Annotated in this window: 13 protein-coding genes; 9 read left to right on the forward strand and 4 right to left on the reverse strand. The window is 40.0% G+C overall.

What is annotated here, in order from left to right; genetic code table 11:
- Positions 1-354: 354 nt before the first annotated feature.
- A complete protein-coding gene (gene hns / locus J6836_RS06180; protein WP_219247732.1) occupies positions 355-762 on the reverse strand; it encodes a histone-like nucleoid-structuring protein H-NS in 408 nt (135 codons plus the stop codon).
- A 532-nt stretch (positions 763-1,294) separates the two neighbouring features.
- Here hns and J6836_RS06185 point away from each other — a divergent pair.
- Entirely contained in the window at positions 1,295-1,924 is a 630-nt protein-coding gene (locus J6836_RS06185) for a thymidine kinase (RefSeq protein ID WP_219247733.1), read from the forward strand.
- 177 nt (positions 1,925-2,101) lie between these two features.
- Here J6836_RS06185 and adhE read toward each other — a convergent pair whose 3' ends face one another.
- Positions 2,102-4,810 carry a bifunctional acetaldehyde-CoA/alcohol dehydrogenase gene (adhE, locus tag J6836_RS06190; RefSeq protein ID WP_219247734.1) on the reverse strand — a complete coding sequence of 903 codons (2,709 nt, stop codon included), beginning with the start codon at positions 4,808-4,810 and terminating at the stop codon, positions 2,102-2,104.
- A gap of 498 nt (positions 4,811-5,308) precedes the next feature.
- Between adhE and J6836_RS06195 the strand changes: the two genes are divergently transcribed.
- The 8 genes from J6836_RS06195 to J6836_RS06230 all read left to right on the forward strand — a co-directional run bounded on the left by J6836_RS06195 (position 5,309) and on the right by J6836_RS06230 (position 15,247).
- Positions 5,309-5,953 (forward strand): YchE family NAAT transporter, encoded by a 645-nt coding sequence (locus tag J6836_RS06195; RefSeq protein ID WP_206086132.1) that lies wholly within the window; start codon positions 5,309-5,311, stop codon positions 5,951-5,953.
- Between the two features lie 501 nt (positions 5,954-6,454).
- A complete protein-coding gene (locus J6836_RS06200; protein ID WP_374448108.1) occupies positions 6,455-8,062 on the forward strand; it encodes an ABC transporter substrate-binding protein in 1,608 nt (535 codons plus the stop codon).
- 147 nt (positions 8,063-8,209) lie between these two features.
- On the forward strand, positions 8,210-9,793 hold the full coding sequence (oppA, locus tag J6836_RS06205; RefSeq protein WP_442959472.1) for an oligopeptide ABC transporter substrate-binding protein OppA: 1,584 nt from the start codon (positions 8,210-8,212) through the stop codon (positions 9,791-9,793).
- A 67-nt stretch (positions 9,794-9,860) separates the two neighbouring features.
- A complete protein-coding gene (gene oppB, locus J6836_RS06210; protein WP_219247737.1) occupies positions 9,861-10,781 on the forward strand; it encodes an oligopeptide ABC transporter permease OppB in 921 nt (306 codons plus the stop codon).
- Between the two features lie 13 nt (positions 10,782-10,794).
- Positions 10,795-11,703: an oligopeptide ABC transporter permease OppC gene (gene oppC / locus J6836_RS06215; RefSeq protein ID WP_206086128.1), complete on the forward strand. Its 909-nt coding sequence runs from the start codon at positions 10,795-10,797 to the stop codon at positions 11,701-11,703.
- An 11-nt stretch (positions 11,704-11,714) separates the two neighbouring features.
- A complete protein-coding gene (locus J6836_RS06220) occupies positions 11,715-12,704 on the forward strand; it encodes an ABC transporter ATP-binding protein (protein ID WP_219247738.1) in 990 nt (329 codons plus the stop codon).
- On the forward strand, positions 12,701-13,702 hold the full coding sequence (gene oppF, locus J6836_RS06225; RefSeq protein ID WP_219247739.1) for a murein tripeptide/oligopeptide ABC transporter ATP binding protein OppF: 1,002 nt from the start codon (positions 12,701-12,703) through the stop codon (positions 13,700-13,702). Before J6836_RS06220 ends, oppF begins: the two co-directional genes overlap by 4 nt.
- Before the next feature lie 168 nt (positions 13,703-13,870).
- Positions 13,871-15,247 carry an SMI1/KNR4 family protein gene (locus J6836_RS06230; protein WP_219247740.1) on the forward strand — a complete coding sequence of 459 codons (1,377 nt, stop codon included), beginning with the start codon at positions 13,871-13,873 and terminating at the stop codon, positions 15,245-15,247.
- Between the two features lie 35 nt (positions 15,248-15,282).
- Here the strand turns inward: J6836_RS06230 and J6836_RS06235 are convergent, their stop codons facing one another.
- Together J6836_RS06235 and cls are read right to left on the reverse strand one after the other, a co-directional pair.
- The gene (locus tag J6836_RS06235) at positions 15,283-15,615 is read right to left on the reverse strand and encodes an HI1450 family dsDNA-mimic protein (RefSeq protein WP_219247741.1); all 333 of its coding nucleotides are present in this window, start codon (positions 15,613-15,615) and stop codon (positions 15,283-15,285) included.
- A 22-nt stretch (positions 15,616-15,637) separates the two neighbouring features.
- Positions 15,638-17,098 carry a cardiolipin synthase gene (cls, locus tag J6836_RS06240; RefSeq protein ID WP_219247743.1) on the reverse strand — a complete coding sequence of 487 codons (1,461 nt, stop codon included), beginning with the start codon at positions 17,096-17,098 and terminating at the stop codon, positions 15,638-15,640.
- Between the last annotated feature and the right edge of the window lie 150 nt (positions 17,099-17,248).

Below are 17,248 nucleotides of genomic sequence, written 5' to 3' on the forward strand. Positions count from 1 at the left end.
TAAGTATTAAGAGGTATATCTTACATTGTGAATGCAACATTGTGGAACCTGGTTTTTATGGTTTAAGTATTGAAAATTGGTTTACAGGGTGGGCCAATAAACTCTTGTCTATGCACCTATCATTTCTAATTAAGATTACATTTCTTTACTATTATAATATTTTATTTAATTTTTTAGGTCGTTGAGTAACGAAGAATACACATTTGAAGTGAGTAGATGTGAAGCAATTGAAATGAAAATGCTGGTTTTATATGCATAAACGCATTTTTAACACAGACTAATATAAAACAATATATAGGGCTATAAGCAAAAACACCCTTTTAAAAAGGGTGTTTAGAATTAGCGTTTAGGCGATTAGATCAAGAAATCGTCTAAAGATTTACCTGCATCAATAGCAACTTTGATCACAGCTGGTGTACGGCCTTGGCCTGTCCACGTTTTTGTTTCGCCGTTTTCATCAACATATTTATATTTAGCAGGGCGTGCAGCACGTTTAGCACGAGTGCTTGTTGTTTTACCTGAATCCATAGTTTGCAGGAGATCATTTAAATCTACACCTTGCTCTAGGATCATTTCACGAACTTTTTCTAATTTACGGTTACGTTCTTCTAATTCAGCGCGTGCTTGGCTTTCTTCATCACGACGTTCATCAACAACGACCGTTAATTTTTCCAGCATTTCTTCTAAAGATTCTAAAGTAACTTCGCGAGCTTGAGCACGAAGAGTACGGATGTTATTTAACGCTTTTAATGATTCGCTCATTTTCCTGGTCTCAAATTATTTGTTGGCATGTGTACAGTAATAATAGAATGCTATTTTAAATTCTGCAATAGCTAAATTACACCCCTAGTTTAAAAGTAATCTTTAACGAATGCAATTTTTTTACAAAAGAAATATAAACTTTTCGTAGATATATATACCACTATTATCAATAACAGAACTAATGAAAAAAATAGCAATAAGAAAAAGTTTCACTAACTTAATATTCTGTAAAATGAGTAAAAAGTCTTTTTTACTTTTACTCAAAATGAACTGATGTTAGGGATTAACTTAAATTTTCTTTTTTTGATGAGGTTTCTTGTCGTATTGCGCATCAGTAAAAACGTTTTATTGATAATATCAGATTGGTTTTTATCGCATATAAGATAATCATTATAAGTATAAAATACAGATATGTTTACGTAAAAAGAGTTAAATTTTCAATAAGTAAAGTAAGGTGGAGTGGTTATTGTTAATCTGAGGATATGTTTTATGATAAAATTATTTTGAATATAATTTTTGAGGAAACAGCAAGATGGCTCAGCTTTATTTTTATTATTCAGCGATGAATGCGGGTAAATCGACGTCTTTGTTACAGTCATCGTATAACTATAACGAAAGAGGGATGCAGACGTTGATATTCACAGCAGAAATTGATAATCGCTTCGCTTTGGGGAAGGTATCTTCACGTATCGGGCTATCAGCTGAAGCATTATTATTCTCGCCATCGACCAATATGGCGGAGGTAATTCAACGTGAAAATAATGAACAAAAAGTGCATTGTGTGCTTATTGATGAGTGTCAATTTTTAACAAAAGAGCAAGTAGAACAATTATGCGATATCGTCGATAACTGTGATATTCCTGTTTTGTGTTATGGGTTACGCACTGATTTTGCAGGTCAGTTATTTGAAGGAAGCCAATATTTGCTTGCTTGGGCGGATAAGCTGGTTGAGCTTAAAACGGTGTGTTACTGCGGTCGTAAAGCGAATAAGGTCTTACGTGTAGGGAGTGATGGGATCCCTGTATATGAGGGGCTACAAGTGGATATAGGCGGAAATGAGAAGTATATCTCCGTGTGCCGTAAGCATTATTCAGATGCGATTGAACAAGCTAAATTAATGAATGCAGGGAGTATTCCTAAAAAAGCTATTCACTTCAATTAAAAAATAAGTAAAAAGTGAATAATGCGCTATTTTTAGAATAGGTGAGTGGGCATTTTAATGAGAACGTTGATGTTTAGTTTATCTTAGATACGATTGCTTTTAATATCATTACTTAACATGTAAAACATTAAAGGCACTGTGTTAGCAGTGCCTTTATTATTTAATCATTCTAAAAAATTATTTTTTAGATATTTTCTTCTCTGTTGCTTTTTTAGTTGCTGCTTTTTTTTCAACAACTTTCTTTTCTACTTTAATTTCAGCAGATGGTGCACCAGTATTCTCCACAAAATCACGGCCATAATAAGAGTCTAGTAAGAGCTGTTTGATTTCAGAGATTAATGGGTAACGTGGGTTTGCACCAGTACATTGGTCATCGAAAGCATCTTCAGATAGCTTATCTACCCGCGCCAAGAAATCAGCTTCAGCAACACCTGTTTCACGGATGGATTTAGGAATACCTAAGTCAGCTTTAATTTCATCTAACCACGCTAATAGCTTCTCAATTTTAACACCCGTACGGTCATCTGGATTTGTTAGACCGAGATGATCGGCAATTTCAGCATATTGACGACGTGCATGAGGGCGGTCGTATTGACTGAATGCAGTCTGTTTGGTTGGGTTATCGTTCGCATTGAAACGAATAACGTTGCAAATTAATAGCGCATTCGCAAGACCGTGAGGAATATGGAACTCAGAGCCAAGTTTGTGTGCCATTGAGTGACATACACCCAAGAAAGCGTTAGCAAAGGCAATACCCGCTAAGGTTGCACCATTGTGTACACGTTCCCGTGCTACTGGGTTTTTGGCACCTTCATGATAACTCGCTGGCAGATAATCTTTTAATAAGCTTAGTGCTTTCAATGCTTGACCATCGGTAAACTCATTGGCTAACACAGAGACATAAGCTTCTAATGCGTGGGTGACCGCATCTAAACCACCAAAAGCAGTTAATGATTTTGGCATGTTCATTACAAGGTTAGCATCGACAATTGCCATATTTGGCGTTAATGCATAGTCGGCTAATGGGTATTTTTGCCCTGTTTTATCATCGGTTACAACTGCAAATGGTGTGACTTCAGAACCTGTACCTGATGTGGTTGTGATAGCCACTAATTTTGCTTTCACGCCCATTTTAGGGAAACGGTGAATACGTTTACGGATATCCATAAAGCGTAATGCCAGTTCTTCAAAATGCGTTTCAGGGTGCTCATACATAACCCACATGATTTTCGCCGCATCCATTGGGGAACCGCCACCTAATGCGATAATGACATCAGGTTGGAAAGCTTGCATTTGTGCCGCACCTTTGCGAACAACTGTTAACGTTGGGTCGGCTTCAACTTCAAAGAAAACATCAGTTTCAATATGGTGTTTTTTGAGAACATTAACCACTTCATCCACATAGCCATTATTAAATAAGTAGCCATCGGTAACGATAAATGCACGTTTTGCGCCGTCAGTTGCAATCTCTTCGAGGGCAATAGGTAAACAGCCACGGCGGAAGTAGATTGAATTTGGAAGTTTATGCCACAACATATTTTCAGCTCTCTTCGCCACAGTTTTGGTGTTAATCAAATGTTTAGGGCCAACGTTTTCAGAGATGGAGTTACCACCCCAAGAACCGCAGCCGAGTGTGAGAGAAGGGGCTAATTTAAAGTTATACAAGTCACCAATCCCGCCTTGAGAAGCAGGGGTGTTGATCAGTATACGAGCTGTTTTCATTTTTTGGCCGAAATAATTCACACGTTCATGTTCGTTATCTTGGTCTGTATATAAACAAGATGTATGACCAATACCGCCCATCTCAACCAATTGTTCCGCTTTTGACACCGCATCTTCAAAGTTTTTGCCACGGTACATCGCTAACAGTGGAGACAATTTTTCATGGGCAAAAGGTTCTGATTCATCAATCAGTTTCACTTCACCAATTAAAATTTTTGTATTCACTGGTACAGTGATGCCAGCCATTTCAGCGATTTTATAAGCAGGTTGGCCGACGATAGCCGCATTCAGGTTACCATTTTTCAATATGATATCTTGAACAGCTTTGAGCTCTTTACCTTGCAGTAAGTAACCACCATGATTTGCAAAACGTTCGCGTACTTGGTTATAGATTTCATCAACAACAACAACAGACTGCTCAGATGCACAGATAACGCCGTTATCAAAGGTTTTGGACATTAAAATAGAGGCCACAGCGCGTTTAATATCTGCAGTTTCATCAATAACAACAGGGGTATTACCCGCACCGACACCAATAGCAGGTTTACCTGAGCTGTATGCGGCTTTCACCATGCCTGGGCCACCTGTCGCTAAGATCAGGTTAACATCAGGGTGATGCATTAATGCGTTGGACAACTCAACGGATGGTGAGTCAATCCAACCAATAATATCTTTTGGTGCACCTGCTGCGATAGCGGCATTAAGCACAATTTCAGCTGCGCGGTTAGTTGCTACTTTTGCACGAGGATGTGGAGAAAAGATAATGGCATTACGGGTTTTTAAGCTGATCAGGGATTTAAATATCGCTGTTGATGTTGGGTTCGTGGTTGGGACAATACCGCAGATAATCCCAATAGGTTCTGCGATTGTAATTGTGCCGAATGTTGGGTCTTCAGAAAGTACACCGCAGGTCTTTTCGTCTTTATATGCATTATAGATATATTCTGAAGCAAAGTGGTTTTTGATCACTTTATCTTCAATAATACCCATTCCAGACTCTTCTACAGCGAGTTTTGCTAGAGGGATACGCGCATCAGCGGCAGCAAGGGCAGCAGCACGGAATATTTCATCTACTTTTTCTTGCGAAAAACTAGCGAATTCGCGTTGAGCTTTTTTGACACGAGCAACGAGTTCATTGAGTTCGGTAACGTTAGTTACGGACATATAGATTACTCCTGATAAATGTTAAACTTTTTAAGCCAATGAGCAATGTATCTATAAATAGGTTGAAAAAAGACCGCCTAAAAAAGAAAGTATAGATAATATTAATAATAACGCAGCTCATCATCGCCTATTGGCTTAAAAACCTTGTTAAAACGTGAATTATTGATGAATAGTTTATCAATAGCTCGGTCTATCAGTTAAGGATAGATTAACAAAACAGGAATTAAATAAAGTGATCTAAATCACGAAAATCGCAAGCTGACACCTTTCAGCATGACTATTTTTGTTCTGTTTGAAAAAGTGTTGGCGCGGTATTAATTAATATTCACATAAGTAAGTTAAATAAGTCGAAATTGAAAATAAAGCTAACAAAAAATGGGGGAAAAAGAGACATTGATAGAAAATAGTGCTTTGCTCAAGAAAATTTGCTACATCAGTGATAAAATTAACGAAGACATCAATAAATCTCTAACTAGAGTTATTTAAGGAAATGAATGAGTGAGCGCCGCATTACTTGATTTATCGGGCTATATTAAGTTTTTTATTGGTTTGTTTGCATTGGTAAACCCTGTGGGGATTTTACCTGTGTTTATCAGTATGACTAACTATCAAAGTAATGCAGGGAGGAATAAAACCAATACTATTGCGAATACTTCCGTTGCTATTATTTTATGTACCTCATTATTAATTGGCGATTCAATCTTACAATTATTTGGGATTTCTATTGATTCGTTCCGTATTGCAGGGGGGATATTGATTGTCACCATTGCGATGTCGATGATCAGTGGGAAAATAGGTGAAGATAAACAGAATAAACAAGAAAAAACAGAAACTGCTGTTCGTGACAGTATCGGTGTTGTGCCCTTAGCATTACCGCTGATGGCAGGACCGGGGGCAATAAGTTCTTGTATTGTTTGGTCCTCAAGGTGGCACGGTTGGCAGAATTTCTTGGGGTTAGCTCTAACCAGTATTTTCTTTGCATTTTGTTGTTGGTTATTGTTTCGCTCAGCCTCGTTATTAGTGCGTTATTTAGGGCAAACAGGGATCAACGTTGTCACACGGATCATGGGGTTATTACTGATGTCCCTTGGCATCGAATTTATCGTCACTGGTGTGAAAGCACTCTTCCCCGGTTTACTCTAAGCCATTTCTTTCCAATGCCGCTGTTATGCATTTTTGCTGGCAGCGGCATTGAGATAAATTACTTCCTTCCCAATACAGCTTCAAAGTATCCAACAGCAGGATATGTCGTAAATTCCCCTTTTTTGTAATAAACAATCAGCAATAGAAACAGTCTTATCTGTAATTTAATGTCGCATTTTTTGCTATATCAGGGATAAAAAGTAAGGAATTGTGAGCTGCGTAAATTTATTCACTATTTTAATTGGTGTTTGTTAATGATATGTTTGGATGAGTGAGAGGGAGTTGTAATTTACTATACAGCGAGAGTGTGGATATAACGTTGAATTTAAAGGTTTTAATGTTTATTTTGCAAAGTTATTTTAAGATTGATATGAAATTTTTAACTAACAAATGTTAATTAATTGTTTTGATTATTTGTTTGTGACGGATACATTCAGCCATGTTCGGCTAGCTAAAAAATTTAATTAATCACTATGAAGGTTGCTAATCATGAGGGAAAAAATGATAAGAACGGCAATGGGGTTGGGAGCACTGTCATTATTTCTTACGGCATCATCAATGAGTGCCAATCTCGTTAAACCTGTACAATCAATTGTGATTAACAATGGTTCAGAAGTGGCTTCCCTAGACCCTCACAAAGTGGAAGGGGTTCCTGAAAGTAATATTATTTTAAATTTGTTAGAAGGCCTAGTTTATACCGATGTCGATGGGAAAGTGACACCGGGTGTGGCAAAAAACTGGGTAAATGATAATTACATTACATGGGTTTTTACACTCAGAGAAGATGCAAAATGGAGTGATGGAACCCCTGTCACGGCAGAAGATTTTGTCTATAGTTGGCAACGGCTTGCGGACCCAGCAACTGGCTCACCTTATTCAAGTTACCTGCAAAATGCCTATATTTTAAATGCGGATGACATTCTGGCAGGTAAAAAGCCTGTCAATGAACTTGGCGTAAAAGCCTTAGATCCTCACCATTTACAAGTCACATTGAGCCACCCTGTGCCTTATCTTGTCGATATGTTATCCCATACCGCTATGAAACCTGTACATAAACAAACAATTGAAAAATATGGTGATAAATGGACTCAACCACAAAACTTTGTGGGTAATGGGGCATATTTACTTGATAAGTGGGTGGTTAACGAGCGCATTGTGGTAAAACGTAACCCGTTATATTGGAATAACGCGCAGAGCCAGATAGACCAAGCGACATTCCTTGCTATTACGTCAGAAGTCAGTGATATCAACCGCTATCGCAGTGGTGAAACCGATATTAGCAATTCCGCTATTCCGCCTGCGCTTTATCAAAAAATGAAGCAAGAAAAGCCCAATGAGCTATATGTAAGACCTTATTTGTGTACCTTTTATTATGAAATTAATAATAAACGCCCACCGTTTAATGACCCGCGAGTCAGGGAAGCAATCAAATTAGGGTTAGATAGAGAAACTATTACGAATAAAATCATCAACCAAGGCCAAACTGTGGCTTACGGTTTTACACCAACGTTTATTAATAATGGAAATTTTGTTGCTCCGCAGTGGGCTAGTTTACCCGCTGAACAGCGTTATCAACGGGCGAGAGAATTATTGGCACAAGCGGGTTATACCAAAGAGAATCCTCTGCAATTTTCGTTGTTATACAACACGTCAGATCAAAATAAACAGCAAGCTATTGTGGCCGCTTCTATGTGGCAAAAAAACATTGGCGCTAAAGTTACACTGCAAAATCAGGAATGGAAAACGTCCTTACAAAGCCGCCATGAAGGGCAATACGATGTTGCAAGGGCAACGTGGTGTGCCGATTACAATGAACCAACGGCATTTTTAAATATGATGTTAACGGACAATAGCAATAATACGGGTTTTTATTCAAACACTGCATTTGATGCATTGCTTATACAAGCATTAACTGCGCCAAATGAACAAGCGCGTCATCAGATTTATCAACAAGCTGAAGCTTTGCTAGACAAGGACTCTGCGTTAGTTCCTGTCTATTATCGTGTCAGCGCACGTATGGTAAAACCCACCGTTGGTGGATTTAAAGGTAAAGACCCCCTTGATTATATGGATATTAAACGGTTATATATAAGTGAACCTAATAAATAATATCCAAATAATTATAAAAAGTGTTTATCTCTAAGATAAACCTGCATCAACACACAATCATAATAAATATGTATGGGAGTAACCGATAAGATGAGTAAATTAATCAATAAATCGATTATTGCACTTAGCGTGACCGCTGGGTTAGCGATGGGGTCAATAGCAACCAGTTTTGCTGCGACGGTTCCAGCAGGCGTTGAACTTGCTGAAAAACAAGTGATGGTGAGAAATAACGGCTCAGAACCACAATCTTTAGATCCACACAAAATTGAAGGTGTGCCTGAATCCGCTTTAGCAAGGGATCTATTTGAAGGCATTACCATTGTTGGACCAGATGGAGAAATTTTACCTGGCTCAGCAACTAGCTGGGAAAACAAAGATTTTACCGAATGGACGTTTAAAATTCGCGATGGGGCAAAATGGTCAAATGGTGACCCTGTCACGGCAGAAGACTTCGTTTACAGCTGGCAGCGCTTAGCAGACCCAGATACCGCATCGCCATATGCAAGTTACCTACAATATGCTCATATCAAAAATGTTGACGACATTATTGCCGGCAAGAAAAAACCGCAAGAACTAGGTGTTAAAGCCCTTGATGATAAAACATTAGTGATCTCCCTTAGCGAAGCTGTGCCTTATATTCCTAAATTATTAGCGCACTCATCCATGTCGCCAGTGAACAAAAAAGTGATTGAAAAAAATGGTGCGAAATGGACACAACCTCAAAATTTTGTCGGTAACGGTGCGTATAAACTGAAAGATTGGACCGTTAACGAGCGTATTGTATTAGAGCGCAGCCCAACTTACTGGGACAATGCAAATACCGTTATTGACCAAGTGACGTTCCTGCCAATTTCCTCTGAAGTAACTGATGTAAACCGCTACCGAAGTGGTGAAATTGATATGACGTACAGTAACTTACCGATTGAGCAGTTTAAAAGCTTACAACAAAATATGCCCAATGAGTTACGTGTAAGTCCTTATCTGTGTATTTACTACTATGAAATTAATAACGAAAAACCACCATTTAACGACCCGCGTGTTCGTGAAGCGTTAAAACTGTCAATGGACAGAGACACGATTACCTATAAAGTAAAAGCGCAAGGGGATATCCCTGCTTATGGCTTTACTCCACCATTCACCAGCGGTATGAAAACTGAGAAACCAGACTGGTACGCCAATATGACTCAGGAACAGCGCAATGAAAAAGCCAAACAATTGTTGGAAGAAGCGGGTTATAACAAAGCAAATCCATTAAAATTCAACTTATTATATAACACTTCAGACTTACATAAACGTATTGCGATTGCCGCGTCTTCTATGTGGAAGAAAAACATTGGTGCAGACGTTAAACTGGAAAACCAAGAGTGGAAAACCTTCTTGGATAGCCGTCATCAAGGTAATTATGATGTAGCCCGTGCAGGATGGTGCGCAGATTATAACGAACCTTCTTCATTCCTGAATATGCTGCTTTCTTACAGCAGTAATAATACTGTTCACTATAAAAACACGGACTTTGACGCTGTAATGAAGAAAACATTACAGGTGAAAACGGACGAAGAACGTGCAGCTTTATATCAACAAGCTGAAAAATTACTCGATAAAGACTCAGGAATTGTTCCGCTTTACTACTACGTTAACACCCGTTTGGTGAAACCGTATGTGGGTGGTTATAGCGGCAAAGACCCATTAGATAACTTACATACTAAAGATTTGTATATTATCAAACACTAATAACAATGCTCTGGCTCCGTAAGGGGCCAGATATTAGCCTAATGGGCAATAGAAGTAGGAACGAGCAATGCTGAAATTTATTTTGCGTCGGGTGCTTGAGGCGATCCCGACTCTTTTAATTCTCATTACCATTTCATTTTTCATGATGCGCTTAGCGCCAGGTAGCCCGTTTACGGGTGAACGTAAGTTACCGCCTGAGGTCATGGCAAATATTGAAGCCAAATACCATTTAAATGACCCAATGTATAAGCAGTACTTCAACTACCTTATTCAACTCTCACAAGGTGATTTTGGGCCTTCATTTAAATATAAAGACTATAGCGTCAACGACTTAGTGGCGAAGGCGTTCCCAGTTTCTGCAAAACTAGGGGCAACTGCCTTTGTGGTCGCCGTTTTATTTGGTGTCACGGCAGGAGTCATCGCTGCCCTTAATCAAAATACTAAATGGGACTTTACAGTCATGGGGTTTGCCATGACGGGGGTTGTCATCCCAAGCTTTGTTGTAGCACCACTTTTGGTGCTGATATTTGCCATTCATTTGAAATGGCTCCCCGGTGGTGGCTGGGACGGTGGTAATTTGAAACATATGATCTTGCCAATGGTGGCATTGTCATTAGCCTATATTGCTAGTATTTCCCGTATTACTCGCGGCTCAATGATAGAAATTATGCATTCAAACTTTATCCGTACTGCACGTGCTAAAGGTTTACCGCTAAGAACTATCATTCTACGCCATGCATTAAAACCGGCGTTGCTCCCAGTGCTTTCCTATATGGGGCCCGCATTTGTGGGAATTATCACTGGCTCGATGGTGATTGAAACTATTTTTGGTTTGCCGGGAATTGGTCAGTTGTTCGTTAATGGCGCGCTTAACCGTGATTATTCCTTGGTACTGAGCTTAACCATTTTAGTTGGGATATTAACCATTACATTTAATGCTATTGTCGATGTGCTGTATGCCGTCATCGACCCGAAAATTCGCTACTAATCGGAGAACCGCTATGATTTCGAATCAAAAAAATAGTGAAGCTCTGGCGAATTTTTCAGAGCAATTGGATATTGAAGGGCGCAGTTTATGGCAAGATGCACGTCGCCGTTTTATGCATAACCGCGCCGCGATTTTTAGCCTATGTGTGTTGTTTTTAATCACGTTGTTTGTGATTTTTGCACCGATGCTATCGCCATTTTTATATGACGATACTGATTGGGAGATGATGTCCATGCCGCCAGATATGGCGACAGGTCATTATTTTGGTACCGATGCCTCAGGGCGTGACTTGTTAGTGCGTGTCGCAATTGGTGGACGCATTTCGCTGATGGTCGGTGTTGCTGCTGCGCTGGTGGCGGTGGTGGTTGGGACATTATATGGCTCACTGGCAGGCTATGTGGGTGGCAAAGTTGACTCAATCATGATGCGCTTATTGGAAATTTTAAATTCATTTCCATTTATGTTCTTCGTTATCCTTTTAGTGACCTTATTTGGCACCAATATCTTATTGATTTTCGTCGCAATTGGGATGGTGTCTTGGTTGGATATGGCGCGTATTGTACGTGGACAAACGCTGGGGTTAAAACGCAAAGAGTTTATTGAAGCGGCATTAGTTTGCGGGGTGAGCACACGGCATATTATTTTACGCCATATCGTGCCAAACGTGTTGGGTGTGGTGGTGGTGTACGCATCGTTATTAGTACCAAGCATGATTTTGTTTGAATCATTTCTCAGCTTTTTGGGTCTAGGGACACAAGAGCCGCTTAGCAGCTGGGGCGCTTTACTCAGTGATGGGGCAAACTCAATGGAAGTGACACCGTGGTTATTATTGATCCCAGCTGGTTTTCTGGTTATCACGCTGTTTTGTTTTAACTTTATCGGCGATGGCTTACGTGATGCCCTCGACCCGAAAGACCGCTAGAGGGATATGTTATGTCAATAAATTCAACTAAAAGCCCTCTATTATCGGTTAAAGATTTGAGTGTAACTTTCTCCACTCAAGATGGCGATGTTACGGCGGTCAATAAACTCAACTTTGACTTACGAGCCGGCGAAACCTTGGGGATTGTCGGGGAGTCGGGTTCAGGGAAGTCACAAACCGCATTTGCGTTAATGGGGCTTCTTGCAAAAAATGGCCGAATCAATGGCTCAGCGATGTTTAATGGTCGTGAAATTCTTAATTTAAAAGAAAAAGAATTAAATCGGATGCGGGCAGAAGAAATTTCGATGATCTTCCAAGACCCAATGACGTCATTGAATCCTTATTTAAAAATTGGTACGCAACTATCTGAAGTGCTGATGCTCCATAAGGGAATGGGGAAAAGTGAGGCATTTGAAGCTTCAGTGAAAATGTTGGATGCGGTCAAAATGCCAGAAGCGCGTAAGCGCATGAATATGTATCCCCATGAATTTTCAGGTGGAATGCGCCAGCGGGTGATGATTGCTATGGCACTACTGTGCCAACCAAAATTACTGATTGCGGATGAACCCACAACGGCGTTAGATGTGACAGTACAAGCGCAAATCATGACGTTGCTGAATGAACTGAAAGATGAGTTTGATACGGCGATTATTTTGATCACTCATGACCTTGGTGTTGTGGCGGGTGTTTGTGACAAAGTGTTGGTGATGTATGCGGGACGTACCATGGAGTATGGCACTGCAAAAGATATCTTTTATCAGCCATCCCACCCGTATTCTCTGGGGCTGCTAGCGGCGGTTCCACGGCTTGATGGGGATGATGAAAGCCTGGCAACCATACCGGGTAACCCGCCAAATTTATTAAGGTTACCAAAAGGTTGCCCATTTTCACCGCGTTGCCAATATGCAACCCAACAATGTGTAGAGAGTGAACCTGCCTTGTCTTCTTTCGCTCAAACCCGTCTGCGTGCCTGCTTTAAGCCTATGGAGGAATTAGTATGACGACTCATGAAAATAGGCCTGTTTTATTGGAAGTGAATGACTTAAAAGTGCATTTTTCCATTAGGGATAAAAAGCAGTGGTTTTGGCAACCCGATAAAAGTTTAAAAGCGGTAGATGGGGTGACGCTTCGGTTATATGAAGGGGAAACCTTGGGTGTGGTTGGGGAGTCTGGCTGTGGTAAATCCACCTTTGCTCGTGCATTAATCGGTTTAGTCAAAGCAACGGATGGTACGGTCAGCTGGTTAGGTCAAAACCTATTAGGCAAAAGCGATAAAGAATGGCGCAGTGTGCGCAGCGATATCCAAATGATTTTCCAAGATCCATTGGCATCATTGAACCCGCGAATGACCATTGGTGATATTATTGCTGAACCGTTAAAAACCTATCACCCAAAAATGCCACAATCGCAAATCACCGAAAAGGTAAAAGCGATGATGATGCGAGTGGGGTTATTACCAAACTTGATTAACCGCTATCCCCATGAATTCTCTGGGGGGCAGTGCCAGAGAATTGGTATTGCAAGGGCGTTGATATTAGAGCCAAAACTGGTTATTTGTGATGAGCCAGTTTCTGCGCTGGATGTATCTATTCAGGCGCAAGTCGTGAATTTACTGCAAGAATTACAGCGCGAAATGAAATTATCGCTGATATTTATTGCCCATGACTTAGCAGTGGTTAAGCACATTTCGGACCGAGTATTAGTGATGTACTTAGGGCATGCCGTGGAATTAGGTACCTATGATGAGGTCTATAATAACCCGTTGCACCCGTACACTCGCGCACTCATGTCTGCGGTTCCCGTGCCAGACCCTGACAAGGAAAAAAATAAAACCATTGAATTACTGGAGGGGGAATTGCCATCGCCGATTAACCCGCCTTCAGGTTGTGTTTTCAGGACTCGCTGCCCATTGGCAGATGAGGGGTGTGCCAAAACACGTCCGCTATTAGAGGGAAGCTTTAAACATGCGGTATCTTGTTTGAAAATCGACCCACTGTAATGTCTTTAAATCACAATTAACGTAAAAAGCAGAGTCGATTGACTCTGCTTTTTTGTTATTAATCTTAAAAATAACGTTTTTAGCCGTGTTCAGATAATTGTTAATGAATAATGAATGTAAAATATGTTAATAAATTAGTTATTCATATAAATAAGGGCTTAAAAATCAATGGCGACTGATTTTTCACAGGATGAAGAGGCGATTTTACGCCAATGGCAGCAGATTAATGAACAGTATCCGAACGATGTATTAACTCGAATTCGAGAAAAAATTCCACTAGTTAAACAAGTGGATAGCGAGTTAGACCTATTTGGTGCAGACAGTCATGAATACGAACTAAACCCTGTCATTGCTTTGGCCGATATTGAAAAATGGCAAAAGCGAACAGGGGCGACATTACCGCAAGATTTTGTGCAATTTCTAACACAAATTGGTAATGGGGGGTTAGGGCCTTATTACGGCATTGTCCGTTTTGAAGATAGCGAAAGCCGCTTTGATCAAACAGCGGCTTTACCTTCTATTTTAAGCCCTGATATGAGCGAAGAGGAATGGCAAAAACTGACTTTCCTTGATGATGATTGCAGTGATGAAGAATTCGATGAAAGAGAAAATTATATTCACCAAGGTGTTTTTTACCTTGGAACCTGTGGGTGTGAATATGATTTATTATTGGTAATTTCTGGGGAATATGCAGGGCGGATTATTTATACAAACCATTGGTGTGGTTCTAATCAGCCTTTCTTCTTTTCTTACGAACTGAGTTTTTCACAATGGTATGAACGTTGGTTAGATGAAGTTATTCAAGGCTATGAAACCAGTTGGTTTGGTCATCGACTAGGAGGTAATGAACAAATATTACTCTCTTTATATTCACAGGCGAATAGTGATGTTAAACATATTGATGTTCTCAATGGTTTAACCAAGTTGCCTAGATTATCAAATGATGGTGCTTTATTTTTAGAATCAATCATTAAGAATGGAAATAGTGAATTAAGCCAAAAAGCATTAAGCGTGCTGGCGAAATTTTCTTTTAATGTATCAAAGCTTTATTTAATGAATGCATTGAAAAGTGAGGATCGTGAACTCAATAAGCTCGCTGTTCAATCTATCTTTTGGTACCAAAAAGACCAATTTACATGTTATCAATCACTGATACTATCACGGTTAAAACAGACTGATTGTGCTGATTTTGTGAGCTTCTCGGGGTATATTCTTAAAGAACTCAATGATGTGAAAGTCGAGAGCTTTCAACATCTTTTTTGCCATAATAACCCAGATATTACAGTTGCTGCACTTTATGCCGCAGCGGCAGACACTCAATTGGCGTCAAAAATAAACCAGTATTTTCCCGCTATGATTTCCGATAATCCACAAGTGGCATTAATTGCAGTCCAATCTTTTATTCGAACTGAGACAATGACCGCTGAAGGGATTGCTTATTTAGAAATGGCGTGGCAAAAATACCCGAAAGAAAAAGATGAATATATCCGAAATAACATTATTCGCTTTGTTAAGAAATTTGCTATTGAAGGGAATTTTACTTAGCAATAAAAGAGGGGCGAATGCCCCTCAACAGCATGTTATTTTTTCCACAGGATATGATGGAAAGGCTCTGTAGGATGGCGGCTAATTAAGACGCGAGCAAAAATATCGTCGAGTTCGTCATCGGGAGTTTTCGCTAATCCAATAATCACTTCACTGAACTGGGATAAATTTGCTTCATTTGCCAGAATACCCTGCCAACTATCCGTTAAATCAACAATTTCAGCCGCACCTGAGTCTTCAAACTGTAAGGCAAAAATCAGTTGGTCGGCAGGCTCTAGGTTATCCATTGCGCCTTCGAGGAAAAGGTCATAAGCCATTTCAATGATATCGTCTTCATCGATCAAATGTGTATTGTGTTTCTCAGTCATGACCTTTCCTAATTCAGTTACGCTATAACAGTGGGCTAAAGAAATAACAAACGCGCTCAACCACACGGTTCCAGAATGGGCGCTGTTCCCATTCTTCAATTTCTAAGCGTGTCGAGCGAGCCATATAATCATACTGAACTAACGTCAGATCGCTACCAAAACTTTTATCATCGATAACGACAGTGATTTCAAAGTTTAGCCATAAACTGCGCATATCAAGGTTAACAGAGCCCACTAAACTGAGCTCACCATCTACCAAAACGCTTTTGGTGTGCAATAAGCCATCTTCAAATTGATAAATTTTTACGCCAGCCTCAAGCAATTCACTGTAAAATGAACGGCTTGCCCAACGAACGAGGAACGAATCATTCTGCCTTGGCATAATAATACTCACATCCACACCACGCATAGCAGCGGTACAAATTGCATGCATTAAATCATCGCTAGGAACAAAATAAGGTGTCGTCATGATCAACTGCTTGCGAGCAGAAAACATAGCGGTCATCAGCGATTGTTGGATGAGTTCATCAGGGAAACCGGGGCCTGATGCAATAGTTTGGGTGGTGTGCCCATTGGCTTGCTCAAACGGCATAATATTGCTGTCAGGCGCTGGCGGCAATACACGTTGGCCTGTTTCCATTTCCCAGTCAAAGGCATACACAATCCCTAACGTGGTACTCACAGGGCCTTCCATGCGCACTAAAATATCAATCCACTCACCAACACCTGAGTCCTGTTTAAAATAGCGGGGATCGACCATATTCATACTTCCAGTGTATGAAATATAGTTATCGATAATGACGATTTTACGGTGTTGACGTAAGTCCATGCGGCGTAAGAAGAAACGCATTAAATTGACTTTGAGTGACTCGACAAACTCAATACCTGCTGCACGCATTTTTGCAGGATAATCACTGCGGAAAAAGTGCCAACTTCCTGCAGAGTCAACCATAATACGGCACTTAACACCGCGCTTCGCGGCATTTAACAGGGCTTCCGTCACGCCATCAACCAAACCACCAGGCTGCCAAATGTAGAACACCATTTCGATAGAATGTTGTGCATTATTAATGTCATTCACAATGGCTTTTAATGAATCTTCGCAAGTGGTTAATAGCTGGATGCGATTTCCTTTAACCCCAGCTATGCCTTGGCGTTTTTCAATAAGTTGAAATAGAGGTTCTGCTACAGAACTATTTTCACTAGAAAAAATATGCTTTGAATGGCGTAAGTTTTCGAGCCATGTGGCGACAGAAGGCCACATCTGGTGCGCTTTATCAACCCGGCGTTTCCCTAAATGAAGCTCACCAAAGGCGACATAAGCAATGATCCCAACTAAAGGAAGGATATAAATAATTAATAACCATGTCATTGCAGAGGTCACTGGCCTTCTTTTTACTAAAATGCGAACAGTAATCGCTGCAATAAGTAGCCAGTAAAGGAAAAATAGAAGCCAACTCATAAGGGTATAAACAGTTGCCATAATGGATTTAATGCCTCTCGCTAATAGGGGAAACAACATCAAAGAAAAGAAGTTTTACCTGAAAAAACAGTGAGCAATATTTTAACTTAATAGAATTTAGCAAAATTTTGCAGTAAAAGCTTTGTGTAATAGACAATTCATAAGGAAATA

It is taken from the genome of Providencia sp. R33 (assembly GCF_019343475.1).
GTDB lineage: Bacteria > Pseudomonadota > Gammaproteobacteria > Enterobacterales > Enterobacteriaceae > Providencia.